Raw genomic sequence first — 22,827 nt, forward strand, 5'->3', positions numbered from 1 at the left:
ATCGGCTATAATTGCAGCTTTTTACGAAGCCGAAGATCGACAATGGAAGCGGAACGTCTCAACGCGATCGAAAGCCTTCTCGCCGACCTGCGCCGCCGCGCGGGCGAGCTACGGGGGTATCTTTGACTACGACGCCAAGTCCGCGCGTCTAGCCGAAGTCAACAAGGAACTCGAAGACCCGAACGTCTGGAACGACTCGAAGAACGCTCAGGCGCTCGGTCGTGAAAAGAAGCTGCTCGACGGCGTGGTCACGACCATCAGCGCGCTCGACAACGACCTGCGCGACGCCGGCGATCTCTTCGAGATGGCGCGCGAGGAAGCCGACGAGGACACGCTCGTCGCGTGCGAATCCGACGCCGATGCACTGCGCGTTCGCGTCGAAGACATGGAATTCCGCCGGATGTTCTCGAACCCGGCCGATCCGAACAACTGCTTCATCGACATCCAGGCGGGCGCCGGTGGCACCGAAGCGTGCGACTGGGCGTCCATGCTGCTGCGCCAGTATCTGCGCTACTGCGAGCGCAAGGGCTTCAAGACCGAAGTGCTCGAAGAGTCCGAAGGCGACGTCGCCGGCATCAAGAGCGCGACGATCAAGGTCGAAGGCGAATACGCATACGGCTATCTGCGCACCGAAACGGGCATTCACCGCCTCGTGCGCAAGTCGCCGTTCGATTCGTCGGGCGGCCGGCATACGTCGTTTTCGTCGGTGTTCGTGTACCCGGAAATCGACGATTCGATCGAGATCGAAATCAATCCCGCCGATATCCGCACGGACACGTACCGCGCATCGGGCGCGGGCGGGCAGCACATCAACAAGACGGACTCCGCCGTGCGTCTCACGCACGCGCCCACGGGCATCGTCGTGCAGTGCCAGAACGACCGCTCGCAGCACCGCAACCGCGCGGAAGCCATGCAGATGCTGAAGGCGCGTCTCTACGAATTCGAGATGCGCAAGCGTCAGGCCGAACAGGACAAGCTCGAATCGAGCAAGACCGACGTGGGCTGGGGCCATCAGATCCGCTCCTACGTGCTCGACCAGAGCCGCGTGAAGGACCTGCGCACCAACGTCGAAATGAGCAACACGCGCGCCGTGCTCGACGGCGACCTCGACGACTTCATCGGCGCGAGCCTGAAACAGGGCGTCTGACGCCTTGCGGCGGCGTGGCCTTCCGGTCGCGCCGCTTTCGTTTCATCCGCCGCGCATTCGCCGCATTCAAAGCCAAGAATCATCATGACCGAACCGACTCAACCGGGCGCCGCTCCCGAACTGGAAGAGAACCAGATCATCGCCGAGCGACGCGACAAGCTGCGCTCGCTGCGCGAGCAAGGCGTCGCCTATCCGAACGATTTTCGCCCGACGCATCAGGCCGCGGCGCTCCAGAGCGAGTACGCCGAAACGGATAAGGACGCGCTCGAAGCGAACGCCCTGCCCGTCGCGATCGCCGGGCGCATGATGCTCAAGCGCGTGATGGGCAAAGCCAGCTTCGCGACGGTTCAGGACGGCAGCGGCCAGATCCAGTTCTTCGTGACGCCGGCGGACGTCGGCGCCGAAACGTATGACGCGTTCAAGAAGTGGGATCTGGGCGACATCGTCGCCGCTCAAGGCGTGCTGTTTCGCACGAACAAGGGCGAGCTGTCGGTGCGCTGCACGGAATTGCGCCTGCTGTCGAAGGCGCTGCGCCCGCTGCCCGACAAGTTCCACGGCCTCGCCGATCAGGAAATGCGCTATCGCCAGCGCTATGTCGATCTGATCGTCACGCCGGAGTCGCGCAAGACGTTCATGGCGCGCACGAAGGCCGTCACGTCGATCCGCAACTTCATGTCGCAGGCGAACTTCATGGAAGTCGAAACGCCGATGCTGCACCCGATTCCGGGCGGCGCGGCGGCAAAGCCTTTCACGACGCATCACAACGCGCTCGACATGCAGATGTTCCTGCGCATCGCGCCCGAGCTGTATCTGAAGCGGCTGATTGTCGGTGGCTTCGAGCGCGTATTCGAGATCAACCGTAATTTCCGGAACGAAGGCGTGTCGCCGCGTCACAATCCGGAATTCACGATGATGGAGTTCTACGCCGCGTACACCGATTACCGCTGGCTGATGGACTTCACCGAACAACTGATCCGCCAGGCCGCGATCGACGCGCTCGGCACGGCCGCCATCACGTATCAGGGCCGCGAGCTCGATCTGAGCAAGCCGTTCCATCGCCTGACGATCAACCAGGCGATCCAGAAGTTCGCGCCGCAATACACCGACGCGCAGTTGACCGACGCCGCGTTCCTGCGCACGGAACTGAAGAAGTTCGGTGTCGACACGACGCAGCCCGCTTTCCTGAACGCGGGTCTCGGTTCCCTCCAGCTCGCGCTGTTCGAGGAGACGGCGGAGTCACAATTGTGGGAGCCGACGTATATCGTCGATTATCCGATCGAAGTGTCGCCGCTCGCGCGCGCGTCGGATTCGGTGCCGGGCATCACCGAGCGCTTCGAACTCTTCATCACGGGACGCGAGATCGCCAACGGCTTCTCGGAGTTGAACGATCCGGAAGATCAGGCCGCGCGGTTCCAGAAGCAGGTCGACCAGAAAGACGCCGGCGACGAAGAAGCGATGTACTTCGACGCCGACTACATCCGCGCGCTCGAGTACGGCATGCCGCCGACGGGTGGCTGCGGCATCGGCGTCGATCGACTGGTCATGTTGCTGACCGACAGCCCGAGCATCCGCGATGTGATCCTGTTCCCGCATCTGCGTCGCGAAGACTGAGTTTTCGGTTCGATCGATCAGCGAAAAAGCGCGCCCGCCGAGGCGCGCTTTTTTTTCGGCTGGCAGATTTTGATGTAACTGCGGGTAAAAGTTTCAAGACCGATTCGGCGCGTACGGCTCGTCGGCAAGCGGCGTCGGGGTTGGCACCGGTCGTGCTTTTCTCGAAGCACGCCGCATCCGCGAAATTGTTACAAACCGAAAAAGCGCAATATCCGGGTTTGCCGCAAAATGTGTTGTGGAAGTGTCGCAACACCAGCGATTCGCCTCGGAACGGAGGTTCGACAATGGATAACGGAACCAACAAACTCAGCACGTCGCCCTCTTCCGGCGGCGACCAGCCGCGGCAGCGGCGCCTGCATCCGCTCGTCGCGACGGCGGCGGGCGCGGTCATCGTCGCGAGCCTCGTGGCCACAGCCGCGATGACGGGACTGTTCCCGCGGGCATCGAGCAATTCGGCGCAGAATCCCCAAACGCAGACGGCGCCGGTCGCGCAGCAGCCGGTGGTCGATTCCGCCGCGCCGAGTCCGGCGCAGCAGGCCGCTCAACAGCAGGCAGCTCAACAGCAGGCAACTCAGCAGCAGCAGGCTGCGGCGCAACAGGCAGCCGCGCAACAAGCGGCCCAGCAGCAGGCGCAACAAGCGCCCGCGCAGCCGCAACCCGCACAGCCTTCGTATGCGCAGCAGCAGCAACCGCAGCATCACGCGTACTGCTCGACTTGCGGCACGGTCGAGTCGATTTCCGCCGTCAAGCAGGAAGGCCACGGAACGGGGATCGGCGCGGTCGGTGGCGCGGTGGCGGGTGGGGTCGTCGGCAATCAGTTCGGACGCGGCGGCGGCCGTACCGCGATGACGCTACTCGGTGCGCTCGGCGGCGGCGTGGCGGGCAATTCGGTTGAAAAACATCTGCGCAGCGAGACCGATTATTCGGTGCACGTGCGGATGGAAAACGGCCATACGCGGACTTTCACATACAAGAATCCGCCGCCGTTCCAGCAAGGCGAGCGCGTGCATATTCAGAACGGGACGCTGGTCGCGGGCTGATTGGCGACGTGCTGGAAAGCAAAAGGCGGCAAACCTGTCGGTTGCCGCCTTTTTTCTAATGCTCGCGCTGCGAACTGCGCGCCGGATTCGGCCTGCCGCGAATCGCGAGATATCCCCACCAGATATAGCCCGAAAAGCCATACAGCACGAACAGGCAGAACAACATGACCGGCGGATCGGACGATACCAGCACGAACGCCACGACGATCAACAGCACGCCGGCGAACGGCACGCGATACCGCACGTCGAGCGCCTTGCCGCTGTAGAACGGCGCGTTCGACACCATCGTCACGCCCGCATAGACGGTCAGCGCGAACGCGACCCACGGCAGCCACACGAGCTTGAGCGGCACGCGATTATCCGTTGCGAGCCACACGAAGCCGGCGATGAGCGCCGCCGCGGCCGGCGAAGGCAAGCCCTGAAAATATCGCTTGTCGACCACGCCGACGTTCGTATTGAAGCGCGCGAGCCGCAGCGCCGCGCCCGAGCAATACACGAACGCCGCGAGCCAGCCCCAGCGCCCGAGGTCCTTCAAGACCCATTCGTACATCACGAGCGCCGGCGCGACGCCGAACGACACCATGTCCGAGAGGCTGTCGAACTGCTCGCCGAACGCGCTCTGCGTGTGCGTCATGCGGGCGACGCGCCCGTCCATGCCGTCGAGCACCATCGCGACGAAAATGGCGATGGCCGCGATCTCGAAGCGCACGTTCATCGCCTGAACGACGGCGAAGAAGCCGCAGAACAGCGCCGCCGTGGTGAACGCGTTGGGCAGCAGATAAATGCCGCGCTTTCTCAGAAACTGCTGCCGCTTCGCGCGACGCGTCTCCACGGCGCCGACGTCCTGCGCGGCCTTGTTGCGGCGAAACGCGCGCGGAGGCGTCGCGGGCGCGCGGTTACGGCGCGGTTTGAATGCCGCCATCGGGACCTCCGCGTTATTCCGCGAACTCGGCGAGGATCGTCGACGAAGCCGAAACCTTCTCGCCGATCGACACGCGCGGGCGGCTCCCCACCGGCAGATACACGTCGACGCGCGAGCCGAAGCGGATGAAGCCGTAGCGCTGTCCGCGCGTGAGCGGCTCGCCTACGTGCACGTAGCACAGAATGCGTCGCGCGATCAGCCCCGCGATCTGCACCGACGTCACGGTATGCCCGGCCGCCGTCTGCAGCACGATCGCGTTGCGCTCGTTCTCCGTCGATGCTTTATCGACGGCCGCATTCAGATACGCGCCCGGAAAGTACTGAACCTTCGTGATGGCGCCGTCCACCGGCGAACGCTGCGAGTGCACGTTGAACACGTTCATGAACACGCTGATCTTGAGCGCCTCGCGGCCCGCGTAAGGATCGTGCGCGGTTTCGACGGCGACGATGCGTCCGTCGGCCGGACACAGCACCGCGTTGGGTTGCGTCGGAATCGGGCGCGCGGGATCGCGGAAGAACTGGACGACGAAAATCACGATCAGCCAGAAGATCCAGGCGAAGCCGAAGCCGCCCATCGCTTGCACGAGGATGGCGACGACAGCCGCGATGGCGATGAACGGCCAGCCTTCGCGGGCAATGATCGGATGAGGATAGTTCATGAACGGGTTCTGTGTTTTATAAAAACCGTAGGATAGCAAAAGCCGCCCGGCGCACAGGGCTGCCGGACGGCTTTCGATAGAGCAAAAAACGTGACGCTTAGTTCTTCGACTGGTCGACGAGCTTGTTCTTCGCGATCCACGGCATCATTGCGCGCAGCTTTTCGCCGACTTGCTCGATCTGATGCTCGGACGTGAGGCGGCGGCGCGATTGCAGCGTCGGCGCACCGGCGCGGTTCTCGATGATGAAGCTCTTCGCGTATTCGCCGGTCTGGATGTCCTTCAGCACGGCCTTCATCGCCTTCTTCGTCTCTTCCGTGACGATGCGCGGACCCGTCACGTACTCGCCATATTCGGCGTTGTTCGAGATCGAGTAGTTCATGTTGGCGATGCCGCCTTCATAGATCAGGTCGACGATCAGCTTCAGTTCGTGCAGGCACTCGAAGTACGCCATTTCCGGCGCGTAGCCCGCTTCCACCAGCGTTTCGAAGCCTGCCTTGATCAGGTCGACGGTGCCGCCGCACAGAACCGCCTGTTCGCCGAACAGGTCGGTTTCGGTTTCTTCGCGGAAGTTCGTCTCGATGATGCCCGCGCGGCCGCCGCCGTTCGCCGCCGCGTACGACAGCGCCACGTCGCGCGCCGCGCCCGACTTGTCCTGCGCCACCGCGATCAGGTGCGGCACGCCGCCGCCCTGGCTGTACGTGTTGCGCACGGTGTGGCCCGGCGCCTTCGGCGCGATCATGATGACGTCCAGATCCGCGCGCGGGATCACCTGACCGTAGTGCACGTTGAAACCGTGCGCGAAGGCGAGCGCCGCGCCCTGCTTCGCATTGTCGTGCACTTCGTTCTTGTAGACTTCGGCGATCTGCTCGTCCGGCAGCAACATCATGACGACGTCGGCGCCCTTCACCGCTTCGCCCACTTCCTTGACCTTGAGGCCGGCGTTCTCGGCCTTGCTCCACGATGCGCCACCCTTGCGCAGACCCACCGTCACGTTCACGCCGCTTTCCTTCAGGTTGAGTGCGTGCGCATGGCCTTGCGAGCCATAACCGATGATGGTGACTTGCTTGCCCTTGATGAGGGAGAGGTCGGCGTCCTTGTCGTAGAAAACTTTCATGGTGGTTCCTTGAGTCCTGAAAAATGGTTGCGCTACGTGTGCTGCAAATGAATGGCTGACGCCGTCAAACCTTGAGAATCCGCTCGCCCCGGCCGATGCCCGAGCTGCCCGTGCGAACCGTTTCGAGGATCGCGGTGGCGTCGAGCGCCTGGATGAACGCGTCGAGCTTGTCGGACGCGCCGGTCAGTTCCATCGTGTAGGTTTTCTCGGTCACGTCGATGATGCGGCCGCGGAAGATATCCGCCATGCGCTTCATCTCTTCGCGTTCCTTGCCGACCGCCCTTACCTTGATGAGCATCAGCTCGCGCTCGATGTGGGCGCCCTCTGTCAGGTCGACCACTTTCACCACCTCGATCAGGCGGTTCAGGTGCTTCGTGATCTGTTCGATCACGTCGTCCGAGCCAATCGAGACGATGGTCAGCCGTGACAGCGAACTGTCTTCGGTCGGCGCCACCGTCAGCGTTTCGATGTTATAGCCGCGCGCCGAAAACAACCCGACGACGCGCGATAACGCGCCCGGTTCGTTTTCCAGCAAAACGGAGATGATGTGTTTCATGTTCTTTTCCCGATGTATATCCAGATGAGAGCTTTGAAGCGAATTCACGCGCGGCACTTGTCTTTCGTGGAGACAGGCGCACGTGAACCCGCGCATTCAAAACCCGCGTTATAGATCCTCAGAGCCGAGCAGCATTTCCGTGATGCCTTTGCCTGCCTGCACCATCGGGAATACGTTTTCGGTCGGATCGGTCTGGAAGTCGAGAAATACGGTGCGGTCTTTCAGACGCAGCGCTTCCTTCAGCGCCGGTTCGACGTCCGCGGTTTTTTCGACACGAATGCCGACATGGCCATACGCTTCGGCCAGCTTCACGAAGTCGGGCAGCGCGTCCATGTACGAACTGGAATAGCGCTTCTTGTACTCGATCTGCTGCCACTGGCGCACCATGCCGAGATAGCGGTTGTTCAGCGAGATGATCTTGACGGGCGTGTTGTACTGTTTGCACGTCGAGAGCTCCTGAATGCACATCTGGATGGAGCCTTCGCCGGTGATGCAGACCACTTCGTCGTCCGGATAGGCCATCTTCACGCCCATTGCCGCCGGCAGGCCGAAGCCCATCGTGCCGAGGCCGCCCGAGTTGATCCAGCGCCGCGGCTTGTTGAACGGATAGAACTGCGCCGCCCACATCTGGTGCTGGCCGACGTCCGAGCACACGAACGCGTTGCCGTCGGTGAGCTCCCAGAGCTTTTCGACGACGTACTGCGGCTTGATGATCTCGCTCTTGCGGTCGTAAGCGAGGCAGTCTTTCGAGCGCCAGCCTTCGATCTCGTCCCACCACGTCTTGAGCGCGGCCGTGTCCGGGCCGTGCTCCGCGTGCTGAAGCTGCTCGATCAGTTCCTTCAGCACTTCCTTCACGTCGCCGACGATGGGAATATCCACCTTCACGCGCTTGGAAATGGACGACGGATCGACGTCGATATGGATGATCTTGCGCGGCGACGACGCGAAGTGCTTCGGGTCGCCGATCACGCGGTCGTCGAAGCGCGCGCCGATGGCGATCAGCACGTCGCAGTTCTGCATCGCCATGTTGGCTTCGTACGTGCCGTGCATGCCGAGCATGCCGAGGAACTTCTTGTCCGACGCGCGATAGCCGCCGAGGCCCATCAGCGTGTTGGTGACCGGATAGCCGAGCAGATCGGCGAACTGGTTCAGCTCGCGCGACGCATCCGCGAGGATGATGCCGCCGCCCGTGTAGATGTACGGACGCTTCGCCGACAGAAGCAGTTGCACCGCCTTGCGGATCTGGCCCGAATGGCCCTTCGTGACCGGGTTGTACGAACGCAGCGACACGCTCTTGATCGGCTCGTACTTGCACGGCGCCTTCGACACGTCCTTCGGAATGTCGATCAGCACGGGGCCGGGACGGCCGGTGCGCGCAATGTAGAACGCCTTCTTGACCGTCGCGGCGAGATCGCGCACGTCCTTCACGAGGAAGTTGTGCTTCACGCACGGACGCGTGATGCCCACGGTGTCGCATTCCTGGAATGCGTCGAGGCCGATGGCCGCGGTGGGCACCTGGCCGCTGATAATGACGAGCGGAATCGAATCCATGTAGGCCGTGGCGATGCCGGTGACGGCATTGGTGACGCCCGGGCCCGAGGTCACGAGGCACACGCCCACATTGCCCGTCGAGCGCGCGTAGGCGTCGGCGGCATGCACGGCGGCCTGTTCGTGGCGCACGAGGATGTGCTGGATCTGGTCCTGCTTGTACAGCTCGTCGTAGATGTAGAGTACCGAGCCGCCGGGATAGCCCCAGATGAATTCGACGTTCTCGTCCGCGAGCGCGCGCATGAGCACGGTGCCGCCGATGGAGTCAGCTTCGTGAGAGGGTGTGGTATCCGACGTGGAGAATTCCGCGCTAGGCATGTTCATTCATCACCTTTCGAATTTTCGGCAAAAAATTGATCGGGTGCTCTCTGCCGGGCTTGTGGCTCGGGTTCAAGCGGCGCGTCTAGGTTTGACAGGCGAACTTCTTGGGCTCGCCTCAAAGCAGACATTTCACTGATGATGCGAGTCAGAAAATGTAACAGCGCCGCGCGCGACGGGTCAAGCAAAAATTTTCCGATTACGCCGATGGCGGCGCCCGCGCACGGCGCGCCGATGAAAGCGGCTTGCAAGCGCGCCCTGCCGAACGCATGATCGTTCGATCGGAAAAACGTCGCGGGTGGCAACAAAACCGCTCGATTTGTCCGGACGCGGCGAAATTTTGCTAGGATTCGCAGGTTTTCCTAGAACTCCACGATCTTCATCGACGCAACTTCGGACGCAAATTCGTTGCGCCGGGTCCCCAACGGATGGCATCAGACAAGGAACTCGCCGACTTCCTGGCGGGCGTCGAAAGACGCGCGTTCAAGCAAACCGTGTATACCGTTCGCGACGACGACGCGGCGCTCGACGTCGTGCAGGACGCAATGATCAAGCTGGCGGAGAAGTACGGCGACCGCCCGGCATCCGAGCTTCCGCTTTTATTCCAGCGTATCCTTCAGAACGCGACGCACGATTATTTCCGTCGCCAGAAGGTGCGCAACACCTGGGTCAGCCTCTTCTCGTCCTTCGGCAACGCGGACGACGACGAATTCGACCCGCTCGAAACCTTCGAATCCGAAGACAGCGCGGTCGGCAGCGAGAGCAGCGAGAACCGTCTGGAGCGCGAGCAGATCCTGAATCTGATCGACGCCGAAATCCAGAAACTGCCAGCGCGTCAACGGGAAGCATTTCTCATGCGTTACTGGGAAGACATGGATGTCGCTGAGACGGCCGCCGCGATGGGTTGCTCCGAAGGCAGCGTGAAGACGCATTGCTCACGCGCCACGCGCGCTCTCGCACAAGCCCTGAAAGCCAAAGGGATCACGCTATGAGTTCCGCTCTTGAATCGAAGGAAAACGAGTTCGCGCTGAAAGTCGTGCGCGCGCTGGACGAAAACACGTCGACTATTCCGGCTGCCGCCGTCGACCGGCTGCGCGAGGCGCGCCGTGCCGCGATCGCGCGCAAGAAGCCGGAGAAAGTGACCGTCGCGATGGCCGCGCCCGCATTCACGCCGGCCCTGGCCGGCGCCGGCGCAACGCTCACGACGGGCGGCGCCGGAGACGATCATCGGCCGAAGGGACTGCTCGCGCGGCTCGGCGGGCTCGGTCTCGCGTGGCCGCTCGCGGCGCTCATCATCGGGCTGGCGGGTATCGCGTATTGGGAAGATCAGCAGCGCAAGGCGGAACTCGCGGACATCGACGCGGCCATGATGAGCGACAGCCTGCCGATCGACGCCTATCTGGATCACGGTTTCAACGCGTACCTGACGCGCAATCATTAAATACTGAATACAGCGGGGGAATTTTCGGGTGAGTTACAAGCGCGGTCTCGCGATTGTCTTTGGTTGCGCGATTGCGGGTCTGGTTGCGTTCGCCGCGACTTATCCGCGCTTTTATTCCACCGCCGGCGCCCCGTCTTCGTCCGCCGCGTCGCCGAGCGGCGGCTCGGGCACGACGGCCGATTCCAACGCCTCGACGCTCTCCGCGCTGGCGTCCGAAGGCCCGCTCTCCTGGAGCCGTCTGACCGAAGCCCAGCATGCCGCGCTCGCGCCCTTCGCCACGCAATGGGATTCGTTCTCCGACGAGCGCAAGCAGAAGTGGCTGAAGATCGCGTCGCGGTTTCATCGGATGTCGCCGGAAGCGCAGAAGCATCTGCATCAGCGCATGGAAGAATGGGTGCGCCTCACGCCCGACCAGCGCAAGGTCGCGCGCGAAAACTATCAGGTTTCCAAATCCGTGCCGCTCGACAAGCGCGAGAAGGCGTGGGACGCCTATCAGAAGCTCTCCGAAGAACAAAAGAAGAAGCTGGCCGCGAGCGAGCACGTGCGCCGTCCGACGATCGTCTCCGCGCCGCCCTCGGGCAAGTCCGAAGTGAAGGACATCAACCGCCTCGTCACGGCGCGCGAGCAGGGCCACGTTCCCGGCCACGCCGAAGTCGGATCGGGCGCGGCGGCCGCACCGGCTGCGCCCGTTTCCGGCGCGCCGACGCAACCCGCCATTCCGAACGCCGCGAGCATCGTCCCGGCCACGCCGATTCCCGTCTCGCCGCAGCAGGCGCCTTCGATGTACAACGGCTCGTGAGCGCCCGGCCCGCAGCACTCGCCATCGACCCGATGCGCGCGCCCACGCTGCGCCGACGCATCGCGACGATGCTCTACGAGAGTGTGATCCTCTTCGGCGTGGTGTTTCTCGCGGGCTATCTCTTCAGCACACTGACGCAGCAACGCAACGGTCTCACGCATCACAACTGGCTGATGTCGTGGATCGGCATCGTGCTCGCGGCCTATTTCGTGTATTTCTGGACGCACGGCGGCCAGACCCTGCCGATGAAGACCTGGCGCCTCAAAGTCGTCGATGCGCACGGCCAGCCCGTCAAACCCGCACGCGCCTTCGCGCGCTACGTGCTCGCGTGGCTGTGGTTTCTGCCGCCGCTCGCGCTGCATCCGCTCTTCTCTCTCGCCGTACCGCAGACGCTTGCCGTCTTCGCGGCGTGGGTCGCGTTATGGGCCGCCGCCGTGTGGCTCGATCCGGCGCGTCAGTTTCTCCATGATCGCCTCGCCGGAACGCGCATTGTCGCGGTTCAAGGTTCTGTCAAGTAATAAGAACTTCTCGTGACTGTCACGGCTCGGACACAGGCGCGTGGCGCAATGCGCATACCGAAACCCGATGCGCGAGCCAATGGCCTTCAACTCGTCAGTTCACCCGGCGATCGACCCGCCCTCTCCCTTCAGCTTCAATAACAGCGAGCTGCGTACCGGTCCCTTCGCACTGCGATCCGAGTCCACCGAATCGTCGAAGTCCGCCGCCGCGGGTGCGCCGGGCCTGTCGGACTCGCGCGCCGCCGCGTCCGACCATCACGACGACGTCACCGATTCCGGCGACCAGCCGCATCGGTATCGCACGATCTGGCTCTCGGACATCCATCTCGGTTCGGGCGGCTGTCAGGCGCAATATCTCCTCGATTTCCTGCGGCATCACGAGTCGGAATATCTGTATCTCGTCGGCGACATCATCGACGGATGGCAATTGCGCAAAGGCTGGTTCTGGCCGCAGGCGCACAACGACGTCGTGCAGAAAATCCTGCGCAAGGCGCGCAAGGGCACGCAGGTCGTATTCATCCCCGGCAATCACGACGAAGCCGCGCGGCAATTCTGCGATCTCGCGTTCGGCGACATCCACGTGCGCGGCGAAGCGTTCCACACGACGCTCGCGGGCAAGCGCCTGTGGATCGTGCACGGCGATCTCTTCGACGGCGTGATCCAGCACGCGAAATGGCTCGCCTATCTCGGCGACACCGCCTACACGATGATCCTGCTGCTCAACCGCTGGTTCAATCGCGTGCGCACGAAGCTCGGCTTCAATTACTGGTCGCTGTCGCAGTACCTGAAGCATCAGGTGAAGAACGCGGTGAACTTCATCTCGCAGTTCGAGCGCGTGATGACCGACGAGGCGCGTCGCCGCGGCTGCGACGGCGTCGTATGCGGGCACATCCACAAGGCCGAGATCCGCGACATCGACGGCATTCTCTACTGCAACGACGGCGACTGGGTCGAAAGTCTTTCGGCGCTCGTCGAAACCTACGACGGTGAACTGAAGGTCGTCTACTGGACCGTGATGCGCTCGCCGGAAGCGCGCACGACGCGCGCACGCGCGACCGTCTAGCCATCGCATCAAGCCATAACAAGCCACACCAACTCTGGGCCGCATCCGATGAAAATCATGATCGTTACCGACGCATGGGAGCCGCAGGTCAATGGCGTCGTGCGCACGCTCACGCAAACGACGAAGGAGCTCACCGCGCTCGGCCATAGCGTCGACTTGCTCACGCCGCTCGAATTCAGAACGATCCCTTGCCCGACTTATCCCGAGATTCGCCTGTCGCTGCTGCCGGGACAGCGCGTCGCCAAACGCATCGACGCGTTCGCGCCGGACGCGCTGCATATCGCCACCGAAGGCCCGCTCGGGCTCGCCGCGCGCTCGTATGCGCTGCGTCACAAGCTGCCGTTCACGACCGCTTATCACACGCGCTTCCCGGAGTACGTGAAGGCGCGCTTCGGCATTCCGCTCTCGCTGACGTATCGCTTCCTGCACTGGTTCCACAAGAACTCGCAGGCGGTGATGGCGCCGACGCCCGTCGTGAAGAGCGATCTCGAAAAATACGGCTTCACCAACGTCGTGCTGTGGACGCGCGGCGTCGATCTCGACATCTTCCGTCCGATGGAGTCGAAGGTGCTCAACACCGCGCGGCCGATCTTTCTGTACGTCGGGCGCGTCGCGGTCGAGAAGAACGTCGAGGCCTTTCTGAAGCTCGATCTGCCCGGTTCGAAATGGGTCGCGGGCGAAGGCCCGGCGCTCGCGGAACTGAAGTCGCGCTACCCGAACGTCAACTATCTCGGCGTGCTGTCGCAGCCCGAGCTGGCGAAGGTCTACGCGGCGGCGGACGTCTTCGTGTTCCCGAGCCGCACCGACACCTTCGGTCTGGTGCTGCTCGAAGCGATGGCTTGCGGCACGCCGGTCGCCGCCTATCCGGTGACGGGCCCGATCGACGTGCTCGGCGAACACGGCCCCGGCGCGCTCTACGACGATCTGCGCGAGGCCTGCCTGCAGGCGCTGAAGATCGAACGCGCCGATGCGCGTGCGTGGGCCGAGCGCTTCTCGTGGCGCGCGGCGTCGGAGCAGTTCGCGTCGCATCTGCGGCAGTTCGGGCCGCGCGCCGCCAGTACGGACCGGGCGGCCGCATGACGGGACGCGCCGTGGCGCAGGAGAAGGCCGAAGCGAATCCGCACACGGCGCCGGGGCGCGCGCGCGATCCGTTCGACGACGACGTCGAAGACACCGACGATACGCCCGCGCAACCGGCCGAACCGCTCGGCACCGACGATCTGCCCTTCAATCCGTACAAGGGCAACCGCGGCTTCACGCGCGCGTGGCACGCGATGAAGAACTCGCTCTACGGCTTTCGCGTCGCGATCCGCGAGGAAAGCGCGTTCCGTCAGGAACTGACGCTCGCCGCGATCCTGCTGCCGTGCAGCCTGTTCGTGCCGGTCGCGCCCGTCGAGCGGGCGGCGCTCATCGCGTCGGTGCTGCTCGTGCTCATCGTCGAATTGCTCAATTCGAGCGTCGAGGCGGCGATCGACCGCATTTCGCTCGAACGTCACGAGCTCTCGAAGCGAGCGAAGGATTTCGGCAGCGCGGCGGTGATGGTCGCGCTCGGCGTCTGCGTCATCACGTGGGGGCTGATTCTGTGGCCGCTTGCGTCGGCGTGGCTCGCGCGTATCTTATAAAGGAGAACACGCGCGCGCCAGGCCAGCGTCCGTGTCGCCGAACGACCGGTTTATAATCGTCCGACATTCTCAAAAATAGCAACGGAAGCGGCCGCGCGAACGCTCATCCCGAGCCTGTGCGGCCCGATCCCAAGGTCGGACGACATGGAAGCCAAACCACCCCGCCGCACCCGCGAACGGATACTCGAGCTGTCGCTGAAGTTGTTCAACGATATCGGCGAGCCGAACGTCACCACGACGACGATCGCCGAAGAGATGGAAATCAGTCCAGGCAACCTGTACTACCATTTCCGCAACAAAGACGACATCATCAACAGCATCTTCGCGCAGTTCGAGCAGCAGATTCAGAAGCGTCTGCGCTTTCCCGACGATCATCGCCCGACGATCGACGAGATGTGGTCGTATCTGCAATACATGGCGGATTTCCTCTGGACATACCGCTTTTTGTATCGCGACCTGAACGACCTGCTCGCGCGCAACCGCACGCTCGAGACGCACTTCAAGCAGATCATCACGCACAAGGTGCACTTCGCGAGCCAGTTGTGCGAGGCGCTCGTCGCCGATCAGGAAATGGTCGCGACGCCCGAAGAGATCAAGGTGATCGCGACCAACATCGGCGTGATCGCGACGTACTGGCTGTCGTACCAGTACGTGATGAATCCGCGCAAGTACAACGATCAGGAAGCGATCCGCGCCGAACTGCATCAGGCCAGCCTGCATATCATCTCGATCATGGCGCCGTATCTGCGCGGACGCTCGCGCCAGTTATTCGACGATCTCGTTTCCGGTAAGCTGCCGAAGCGCGAGTACGCGGATTTCCTGCCGCCGCGCGACGAAGCATCGAAGACAGAGACAAAGGATTCCAGATAAATGAAGGCAGTGTGTGTCTATTGCGGCTCCTCGAACGGAGCGCGCCCCGTCTATGCGGAAGCGGCCAAGGCGTTCGGCCGCGCGCTGGTCCGGAACGATCTTTCGCTCGTCTATGGCGGCGGCCGTGTCGGGCTGATGGGCCTCATCGCCGATGAAGTGCTCGCCGCGGGCGGGCGCGCCGTCGGCGTGATTCCGGAGTTGCTGCTCGCGAAGGAAGTCGGCCACACCGATCTGACCGAGTTGCACGTCGTGCCCGACATGCACGAGCGCAAGAAAAAAATGGCCGATCTCTCCGACGCGTTCGTCGCGATGCCCGGCGGCGTCGGCACGTTCGAGGAGTTTTTCGAGGTCTACACGTGGGCGCAGCTCGGCTATCACCAGAAGCCGGTCGGCCTGCTCGACGTGAACGGCTACTTCGATCCGCTCCTGGCGATGCTGCGTCACACCGTCGAGGAAGGCTTCATGCGCGCGCCGTATCTGGACATGATCCAGGTCGCCGCCGAACCCGCCGAGATGATCGACAAACTCGCGCGCTACATTCCGCCCGCGAACGACAAGTGGTCCGAGAACCGTAACGCCGTCTGAGGAGCAGCGCATGTCCAGAGTCATCCTGATCACGGGCGCGAGCCGCGGCATCGGCCGCTCGGCTGCGGTGCTCGCGGGCGCGCGGGGCTGGTCGGTCGGCGTGAACTATGCGTCGAACGCGGCCGCCGCCGACGCAACCGTCGCGGCCGTGCAGGCGGCGGGCGGCAAGGCGATCGCCATTGCCGGCGACGTCAGCGACGAAGCCGCGATCATCGCCATGTTCGATGCGACCGAAAAGGCTTTCGGCAAGATCGACGGCGTCGTGAACAACGCGGGCATCGTCGCGCCCGGTTCGGCGCTCGCGGACATGGACATCGCGCGCATGAAGCGCATCTTCGACATCAACGTGCTCGGCGCGTATCTCGTCGCGCGCGAGGCGGCGCGCCGCATGTCGACGTCGCGCGGCGGCAAGGGCGGATCGCTCGTGAACGTTTCGTCGGCGGCGGCGCGGCTGGGCGGTCCCGGCGAGTATGTGGATTACGCGGGCTCGAAAGGCGCGATCGACACGCTCACCCTCGGGCTCGCGAAGGAACTGGGGCGTGAAGGCGTGCGTGTCAACGCCATTCGCCCGGGGCTGATCGAAACGGACATCCACGCGAGCGGCGGCAAGCCGGACCGCGCGCAGACGCTCGGCGTGACGACGCCCATCGGCCGTCCGGGAACGGCGGATGAAGTCGGCGAGTCGATCGTGTGGTTGTTGTCGGATGCGTCGTCGTATGTGACGGGCGCGATTCTCGACGTCACGGGCGGACGCTGAACGGGCGCTCCGTCACGCGTTTTCGGGAAGGAACTGGAGCCGGTATCCGCGCGCTTCGAGCATGTGCGCGATATCCATTTCCCGAAACGCCCGCTCCGCGATGCTGCGCTTCGTCCGATACTGCACCGTCGGCGGATCGATACCGATGAGACGCCGCCAGCGGCAGTGGTGGCCGAACAGCGACATCATGTCGATGCCGCGATGCACGGGCCCCGCGTGTTCGATGCCAAAGCGCAGGCACATGTCCAGCGGCGCGAACTTCAGACCGACGGCTTCGAGCGCGGGACGCAAGACGCACGTGAGTTGCACGTCTTCGTTGAGCGCGCAGTGGGTCCACGAGACTTTCAGCGGATCGCCGTCGATATTGTCGGGCGCGGGAATCGTCACCTTGATTTCCGGATGATCGATGAGCGCGCGCATCATGCGCCGGCTGCGCAAACAGAAGCCGCCGTTGATCGTCGGCATCACGACCTTCCCGGGCTTGTCCAGTTCGGCGCTCCACTTGTAGTGCGTGACCCAGCGCGTGTCCGTTTCCGTGTCGATGCGGCCGACGTGCGCCGTGGGACCGACATAGTCGTAGTTGAGAAAGTCGTCGCTCCAGTTGGCTGTGTCGAGCACCCAGCCGTCGTCCTGAACGATCAGCGCGAATTCCGTTTCGACCACGCGCCAGAGCGCGTACATCATGAACCACGAGTAATCCTGATAGCTGAGCGCCGCAATCTTGCGATGCTCGATGCCGTCCGGCAGGCTCGCGGGCGCCTGCGGGCTGCACAGCACCGCGCGCGCACCGGGCATTTGGCGCAGGCTCAAGGTCAGCGCGTACACGGCGCGCTGCTGCGTTTCCGCTACTCCGGTCACGGAGACCAGAGTGATCTTGCTGAAGTCTTTCATCGCGCTCACATGAGAGTTGAAGCGAATCAGACTAAGGCAGCGCGAAACGAATGACTATCGAAAAAGTTCTAGAACCCGCCGTGTTGCGCGAGCCACGCTTCTTCGTCGGCCGACATCGCCCGCCCGAGAATGCGATTGCGATGCGGAAAGCGCCCGAAGCGCTCGATGACTTCAGCGTGCTCGCGCGCGTAACCGAGCATCGAATCGACGCCGGTATCGTCTTTCAGGCGCTCGAAAAGCCGCACGGCTTCGCGCTGACTTTCGATGGTTTCATCGTGCTCGAACGGCATGTAGACGAACGCGCGATGGAACGCGCTCGGCATGCGCAGATCGTCGCCCGTTTCGACGAGCTTTCGTGCAAGAGCGAGCGCACGCGCATCCGACGCGAACGCGCGCGGCGTATGGCGATGGCAATTGCGCGAGAACTGGTCGAGCAGCACGACGAGCGCGAGCGTCGCGAGCGGCTCGCTTTCCCACGACTGCAAACCGCCCGCCTGCGCTTCGTCGAGCAACGCGCCGAAGCGCTCGGTGAGCATGCGATCGAATGCGCGCTTCTTCTTCCACCAGAACTTGCGCTCGGTGCCGAATTCCGCCGAATCCGGCGCGCCGAACCAGAAATCGAGCACCGCCTGCGCGCGCGGATCGATGTTCGTCACACCAGTTCCAGCACCAGCCGCCGCGTGCGGGCGCTCTTCTTTTCCAGCTTTGCGATGCGCAACGCGCCGATTTCCTTCGTGCTGCGCACATGCGTGCCGCCGCACGGCTGCAGATCCACGTCGTCGATGCGCAGCAGACGCACGCGGCCGAGGCCCATCGGCGGCTTCACGCTCATCGTGCGCACGAGTTCGGGACGCGCGGCCATTTCGTCGTCGGTGATCCATTCGGTATGCACGCCGTGCGCCCCGCCGATCAGCGCATTCAGCTTCGCTTCGACGGCTTCGCGCTCGATCGGCTCGACGGTCGCCAGATCGAGGCGCGCGTAATCGGTCGTGATGCTGCAACCGTCGACCGGAAACGGCAGCACCGCGCAAATCAGATGGCTGGCCGTATGCAGCCGCATCCGCCGATATCGCTGCTCCCAATCAATTTCCGCACTCACCTTGCTGCCGACCGCGAGCTTCGCCAGCGCGTCTTCCTGACCCGGCGCGGGCACGTGCACGGCGTCATCGGGCGTGGCGCCTTCGAACTTCGCCTTGCGCGTGTCGGCGATCGCGATGACCGTGCCGTCCGCCGCCGTCAGCGTGCCGGCGTCGCCCGCCTGACCGCCGCCGAGCGGATAGAACACGGTCTGATCGAGGTGGATGCCCTGCTCGTCGATGGCGGTGACGGTCGCGTCGCAACGCGTCAGATAGGCGTCTTCGCGAAAGAGTGCGCGTGTGCTCATGGATCGATTCCTTGTCTTGCGGGTTTGGACCTTCGCGGACGATGATGCATCACGCGCGCCACGCCTGAACCGATACAAAACCGCGCGAATCAACCGGGACGGTTGCGCATCCAGTCGGCGGTATCGAAGAAGGACGTCAGAAGGCGCTCGCGCAGGGATTCGTCGATGCCGATGTCCTCCATCGCCCACGCCATGCAGCGCAGCCACTGATCGCGCTCGCTCGACGCGATCGCGAACGGCAGATGCCGCGCCCGCAGACGCGGATGCCCGAAGCGGTCGATGTAGTGATCCGGCCCGCCCATCCAGCCGCACAGAAACCAGAACGTCTTGTTGCGCGAATTGTCGAGCGTCGGCGGATGCAGCGCGCGAATGCCCGCGAATTCGGGCTCGAGGTCCATCAGGTCGTAGAAACGGTCGACGAGCGCGCGCACGCGCGCCTCGCCGCCGATCAGCTCGAAAGCGGTCGGCTTTTGTGCTTCGCCTTGAGGATTTGCGTCGGTCATTGCCTTGATTCAGAAAACTACGCGTCGCGCAGCGACTGCAGCGCGGGGCGCGCGAGCACGCGCCGCAGGCTCAGCCAGCCGCCGAACCCGGCGCATGCGACGCCCGCGACGATGCCCGTCGGCACGAGCCACGGATTGAAATCGATATGAAACTCGAACACGCGCGCCGCGAGCACGTAGCCGATGACTTGCGCGCCGATCGCCGCCATCAGCCCCGAAAGCGCGCCGACCGCGACGAATTCCGCGATCTGCACCGAGCGCACCTGCTTGTGCGATGCGCCGAGCGCGCGCAACAGCGCCGACTCGCGCACGCGTTCGTCGCGCGTGCCGGCGAGCGCCGCGTACAGCACGAGCACGCCCGCCGCGAGCGTGAAGAGGAACAGGAACTGCACCGCGCCGATCACCTGCGCGAGCGTGCGATGAATCTGCGCGAGAATCGGCGCGATATCGATGGCCGTGACGTTCGGATAACGCGCGACGAGGCCGTCGATCACGCGCTGGTCTTCCATCGGCAGATGGAAGCTCGTGATGAAGGTTGCCGGAAGATCGGCGAGCGCCTCGGGCGGCATCAGCACGAAGAAGTTGACCTTGAACGAGTTCCAGTCGACCTTGCGCGCGCTCGTCACGGGCGCTTCGACCGGCAGGCCGGCGACGTCGAAACGCAGCGTGTCGCCCGTCTTCACGTGAATCGTCTTCGCGATGCCCTCTTCGATCGACACCTGCGGCTTCGCGTCCGTGCCGAACCACGCGCCTTGCGTCACGCGATTGTCGCCGGGCAGCTCGGTCGTGTACGACAGATTGAATTCGCGATCGACGAGGCGCTTCGCGTCGGCCTTGTCGTAGTCGTCCGGATTCACCGGCTTGCCGTTGATCGAGACGAGCCGCGCGCGGACCATCGGCGAAAGCGCGGCGTCGGGCTGGCCGTGCGTGTGCAGGTAGTCGAGCACGCCCTGGCGCTGGTCGGGCTGAATGTCGATGAGAAACTGATTCGGCGCGTCGGGCGGCGTCGCGTCGCGCCAGCCCTTGATGAGATCGTTGCGCGTCATGCCGATGAGCAGCAGGCACATCAAGCCGATGCCGAGCGCGGTGATCTGCAGCGCGCTCGACCCGCTGCGCCGCTCCAGCGACGCCAGCGCATACCGCCAGCCGACGCCCGCGCGGCTGCGCTCGCGGCGCACGAAGCGCGCCGCCGTCCAGAGCGCTGCGCGCGCGATCACGCCGAACACGAGCAGTCCCGCCGCAAAACCGCCCGCGACGATGCCGCCCAGCTTCAGCTCGCCCGCCGCGACGATCAGGAGCGCCGCGAACAGCAACACGCCGACGCCATACGCCACATGCGCGACGCGTTGCGCATCGCCGAGCTCGCGGCGGATCACGTGCACCGGCGGCACGCGCGTGATCGGCAGGAGCGGCGGCAGCGCGAAGCCGAGCAAGAGCACGAGTCCCATCGCGATGCCTTGCAGCGCCGGCCACACGCCCGGCTGCGGCAACTCGACATCGACGAGCGAGCCGAGCCAGTTCAGCAGCACGAGATGGCCGCCGAAACCGAGCAGCACGCCAGCCGCGCTGCCGATCAGGCCGATCGCCAGGAATTCGTTCAGAAAGAGCGCGCGCAGCGTGCGCTGGCTGACGCCGAGACAGCGCATCGCCGCGCAGCCGTCGAGATGCCGCCGCGCGAAACGGTGCGCCGCCATCGCGATCGCGACCGCCGCGAGCAGCGCCGTCAGCAGCGAGACGAGCGTGAGGAAATGGCTCGCGCGATCGATCGTCTGGCGCACTTGCGGCTGGCCGTCGGACAGCGATTCGAGCCCGACGCCGCGCAGCTTGCCGCCATCGACCTGCTCGCGCGCGAACTTCGCGAACCGCTCGACCTGCGCGTCCGAACCGGCGACGAGCAATCGATACGTCACGCGGCTGCCGTAGCCGACGAGCCCCGTTCCCGCGATTTCGTCCGCGCGCATCATGAGGCGCGGCGAGAAGTTCACGAACGAGAAACCGCGATCCAGTTCGCGCGTAATGACGCCCGCGACCGTGAACGTGCGCGTGCCGACCTTGACCGTGCCGCCGACCCGGGTTTTGAGCGCATCGAGCAGCGCGGGATCGACCCAGACGGCGCCGGGCGGCGGAATGCCGTGCGCGGGCGCATCGGCGGCGTCCGTGCCGGGCCCGATGCGCAGCGCGCCGCGCAACGGATAGCCTTGCGTCACGCCCTTGATCGCCGCAAGCCTCGAAAGCGGCTCCGCGGACGTCGAGCTGATCATGCTCGGGAAAATCGTCGTGCCCGCCGTTTCGAGTCCGAGCGACTTCGCTTCGGTCGCGAAGATCGGATCGACGGGATGATCCGCCCGCACGACGAAATCGGCGGCGATCATCTGACGCCCGTCGCGCGCAAGCCCCTGGCGCATGCGATCCGCCAGAAACCCGACACTCGACAGCGCGGCCACCGCGAGCACCAGCGCGAGCAGGAGCATCGTGAGTTCGCCCGCGCGCCAGTCGCGCGCGGTCATGCGCCATGCCTGGCGCACCGTCTGCGTGAATCCGAGCTTGATGGCCGGATGCGAATGCCCTGCCTTGAGCGCTGCCTGATCGTTCCGGAATGCGGTGCTCAATCGTGCTTGCTCCGCAGCCGGGTCATGCGATCGGAGCCCGGCAACATGTGCTTGGCCATGCGCGACACGCCGCCGTGCACGCCGCGCGCGAGCCGCGGCAGCGCCCAGCCCGCAAGCACCAGAAACGCGAGCAGGAGCAGGAGAAACAGCAGCGGTACGAACAGCGCGAGCGTGATGCCCGTGAGCGCGCCGACATCCTCGGTCGTCGATGCCGCCCAGTTCGACACCGGCTCCGGCGACAGATTGATGAGCGCGCGCGTGCCCGCCTTTGCGAAATGCGATGCCCCGGCGAGCGTGCCGCCCGCGAGCGCCGCGATGGTGAGCATGGCGGGATCGGCGTGGCCGAGCGATCCGGCCGCGAGCACGGCGCCCGCCGGAATGCGGATGAACGTGTGAACCGCGTCCCAGAGAGAATCGACGGCGGGGATTTTATCGGCGAGAAATTCGACGAGCGCGAGGAACGCGGCGACGCCGATCACCCACGGGGAGCCGAGCACCGCGAGCGTATCCGGCAGATGAACGAGCCCCATGCGCTGGAACATGCCGGCGATGAAGACAGTGAGGTACAGGCGCAGCCCGCTCGCCCATGACAGGCCCGCCGCGAGCGAAAGTGACTCAAGCATTGCCGCCTCCCTTGATGCGCCAGCCGCCGGCGTTCGCCGCTAACGGACGATTCACCGGCTGAAAAGAGCGGTCTGTCCGGTAGTTATCGAAAGAAGCCGCCTACATCCACGAAGATATAACGGAAAAGCGGGATGTAGGATTCGGACGAAAACCGGTGACCTCAGACCATTATATCCACGCAAATAGGCGCGGTGCAGTAGCGGATTGAGCGAATGCCGTTCCCGGTGCGGCGCGGGCGCAACGGATG

The 22,827-nt window shown here is 64.2% G+C and carries 25 protein-coding genes; 13 read left to right on the top strand and 12 right to left on the bottom strand.

Annotation, left to right across the window (positions count from 1 at the left end; translation table 11 throughout):
• Nucleotides 1–42 precede the first annotated feature (42 nt).
• From prfB to NOV72_RS20515, 3 genes are all read left to right on the top strand, one after another.
• Nucleotides 43–1,147 (top strand): peptide chain release factor 2 gene (gene prfB / locus NOV72_RS20505; RefSeq protein ID WP_106856416.1). Its coding sequence is split into 2 segments (ribosomal slippage): nt 43–123 and nt 125–1,147, totalling 1,104 coding nucleotides; the frame shifts between segments, so codons are not numbered across the junction.
• Between the two features lie 84 nt (nt 1,148–1,231).
• On the top strand, nt 1,232–2,758 hold the full coding sequence (lysS, locus tag NOV72_RS20510) for a lysine--tRNA ligase (protein WP_106856417.1): 1,527 nt from the start codon (nt 1,232–1,234) through the stop codon (nt 2,756–2,758).
• 284 nt (nt 2,759–3,042) lie between these two features.
• Nucleotides 3,043–3,798, top strand: a complete 756-nt coding sequence (locus tag NOV72_RS20515) for a glycine zipper 2TM domain-containing protein (protein ID WP_106856418.1) — start codon at nt 3,043–3,045, stop codon at nt 3,796–3,798.
• Nucleotides 3,799–3,853: 55 nt separating this feature from the next.
• On the opposite strand, the gene pssA is transcribed toward NOV72_RS20515, so the two are convergent.
• The 6 genes from pssA to NOV72_RS32035 form a co-directional block, all read right to left on the bottom strand.
• Nucleotides 3,854–4,720 (bottom strand): CDP-diacylglycerol--serine O-phosphatidyltransferase, encoded by an 867-nt coding sequence (gene pssA / locus NOV72_RS20520; protein ID WP_106856419.1) that lies wholly within the window; start codon nt 4,718–4,720, stop codon nt 3,854–3,856.
• A 13-nt stretch (nt 4,721–4,733) separates the two neighbouring features.
• On the bottom strand, nt 4,734–5,378 hold the full coding sequence (locus NOV72_RS20525) for a phosphatidylserine decarboxylase (RefSeq protein ID WP_106856420.1): 645 nt from the start codon (nt 5,376–5,378) through the stop codon (nt 4,734–4,736).
• Nucleotides 5,379–5,475: 97 nt separating this feature from the next.
• Nucleotides 5,476–6,492: a ketol-acid reductoisomerase gene (gene ilvC / locus NOV72_RS20530; RefSeq protein ID WP_106856421.1), complete on the bottom strand. Its 1,017-nt coding sequence runs from the start codon at nt 6,490–6,492 to the stop codon at nt 5,476–5,478.
• Nucleotides 6,493–6,556: 64 nt separating this feature from the next.
• Complete coding sequence (ilvN, locus tag NOV72_RS20535; protein WP_008341906.1) at nt 6,557–7,048, bottom strand: acetolactate synthase small subunit; 492 nt, start codon at nt 7,046–7,048, stop codon at nt 6,557–6,559.
• 108 nt (nt 7,049–7,156) lie between these two features.
• The gene (locus tag NOV72_RS20540) at nt 7,157–8,920 is read right to left on the bottom strand and encodes an acetolactate synthase 3 catalytic subunit (protein WP_106856422.1); all 1,764 of its coding nucleotides are present in this window, start codon (nt 8,918–8,920) and stop codon (nt 7,157–7,159) included.
• Complete coding sequence (locus tag NOV72_RS32035; protein WP_146150031.1) at nt 8,917–9,165, bottom strand: hypothetical protein; 249 nt, start codon at nt 9,163–9,165, stop codon at nt 8,917–8,919. Before NOV72_RS32035 ends, NOV72_RS20540 begins: the two co-directional genes overlap by 4 nt.
• Nucleotides 9,166–9,342: 177 nt before the next feature.
• Here NOV72_RS32035 and NOV72_RS20545 point away from each other — a divergent pair, with 177 nt between their 5' ends.
• From NOV72_RS20545 to NOV72_RS20590, 10 genes are all read left to right on the top strand, one after another.
• Complete coding sequence (locus tag NOV72_RS20545; RefSeq protein WP_106856423.1) at nt 9,343–9,906, top strand: RNA polymerase sigma factor; 564 nt, start codon at nt 9,343–9,345, stop codon at nt 9,904–9,906.
• Nucleotides 9,903–10,355, top strand: coding sequence for a DUF3619 family protein (locus NOV72_RS20550; RefSeq protein ID WP_106856424.1), 453 nt, complete (start codon nt 9,903–9,905; stop codon nt 10,353–10,355). Before NOV72_RS20545 ends, NOV72_RS20550 begins: the two co-directional genes overlap by 4 nt.
• A gap of 28 nt (nt 10,356–10,383) precedes the next feature.
• Entirely contained in the window at nt 10,384–11,154 is a 771-nt protein-coding gene (locus NOV72_RS20555; RefSeq protein ID WP_106856425.1) for a DUF3106 domain-containing protein, read from the top strand.
• 32 nt (nt 11,155–11,186) lie between these two features.
• On the top strand, nt 11,187–11,672 hold the full coding sequence (locus NOV72_RS20560) for an RDD family protein (protein WP_106856426.1): 486 nt from the start codon (nt 11,187–11,189) through the stop codon (nt 11,670–11,672).
• 67 nt (nt 11,673–11,739) lie between these two features.
• Nucleotides 11,740–12,735: a UDP-2,3-diacylglucosamine diphosphatase gene (locus NOV72_RS20565; RefSeq protein ID WP_245933105.1), complete on the top strand. Its 996-nt coding sequence runs from the start codon at nt 11,740–11,742 to the stop codon at nt 12,733–12,735.
• A 48-nt stretch (nt 12,736–12,783) separates the two neighbouring features.
• A complete protein-coding gene (locus NOV72_RS20570) occupies nt 12,784–13,815 on the top strand; it encodes a glycosyltransferase family 4 protein (protein ID WP_106856428.1) in 1,032 nt (343 codons plus the stop codon).
• On the top strand, nt 13,812–14,357 hold the full coding sequence (locus NOV72_RS20575) for a diacylglycerol kinase (protein WP_106856429.1): 546 nt from the start codon (nt 13,812–13,814) through the stop codon (nt 14,355–14,357). Before NOV72_RS20570 ends, NOV72_RS20575 begins: the two co-directional genes overlap by 4 nt.
• Nucleotides 14,358–14,501: 144 nt before the next feature.
• A complete protein-coding gene (locus tag NOV72_RS20580) occupies nt 14,502–15,227 on the top strand; it encodes a TetR/AcrR family transcriptional regulator (RefSeq protein WP_106856430.1) in 726 nt (241 codons plus the stop codon).
• A complete protein-coding gene (locus NOV72_RS20585) occupies nt 15,228–15,812 on the top strand; it encodes an LOG family protein (RefSeq protein WP_106856431.1) in 585 nt (194 codons plus the stop codon). It abuts the gene before it with no gap.
• 10 nt (nt 15,813–15,822) lie between these two features.
• On the top strand, nt 15,823–16,569 hold the full coding sequence (locus NOV72_RS20590) for an SDR family oxidoreductase (protein ID WP_106856432.1): 747 nt from the start codon (nt 15,823–15,825) through the stop codon (nt 16,567–16,569).
• Nucleotides 16,570–16,581: 12 nt separating this feature from the next.
• On the opposite strand, the gene NOV72_RS20595 is transcribed toward NOV72_RS20590, so the two are convergent.
• From NOV72_RS20595 to NOV72_RS20620, 6 genes are all read right to left on the bottom strand, one after another.
• Complete coding sequence (locus NOV72_RS20595) at nt 16,582–17,460, bottom strand: DUF5672 family protein (RefSeq protein WP_106856433.1); 879 nt, start codon at nt 17,458–17,460, stop codon at nt 16,582–16,584.
• Between the two features lie 68 nt (nt 17,461–17,528).
• On the bottom strand, nt 17,529–18,107 hold the full coding sequence (locus tag NOV72_RS20600) for a DUF924 family protein (RefSeq protein ID WP_106856501.1): 579 nt from the start codon (nt 18,105–18,107) through the stop codon (nt 17,529–17,531).
• 5 nt (nt 18,108–18,112) lie between these two features.
• The gene (locus NOV72_RS20605; RefSeq protein ID WP_106856434.1) at nt 18,113–18,844 is read right to left on the bottom strand and encodes an alanyl-tRNA editing protein; all 732 of its coding nucleotides are present in this window, start codon (nt 18,842–18,844) and stop codon (nt 18,113–18,115) included.
• 89 nt (nt 18,845–18,933) lie between these two features.
• Nucleotides 18,934–19,347, bottom strand: a complete 414-nt coding sequence (locus tag NOV72_RS20610) for a group II truncated hemoglobin (protein WP_106856435.1) — start codon at nt 19,345–19,347, stop codon at nt 18,934–18,936.
• A gap of 17 nt (nt 19,348–19,364) precedes the next feature.
• Nucleotides 19,365–21,854 (bottom strand): ABC transporter permease, encoded by a 2,490-nt coding sequence (locus tag NOV72_RS20615; RefSeq protein ID WP_425428743.1) that lies wholly within the window; start codon nt 21,852–21,854, stop codon nt 19,365–19,367.
• A gap of 98 nt (nt 21,855–21,952) precedes the next feature.
• Nucleotides 21,953–22,579, bottom strand: a complete 627-nt coding sequence (locus NOV72_RS20620; protein WP_106856437.1) for a DUF4126 domain-containing protein — start codon at nt 22,577–22,579, stop codon at nt 21,953–21,955.
• Nucleotides 22,580–22,827 lie beyond the last annotated feature (248 nt).

It is taken from the genome of Caballeronia novacaledonica, from assembly GCF_900258035.1.
GTDB classification, from domain to species: Bacteria; Pseudomonadota; Gammaproteobacteria; order Burkholderiales; family Burkholderiaceae; genus Caballeronia; species Caballeronia novacaledonica.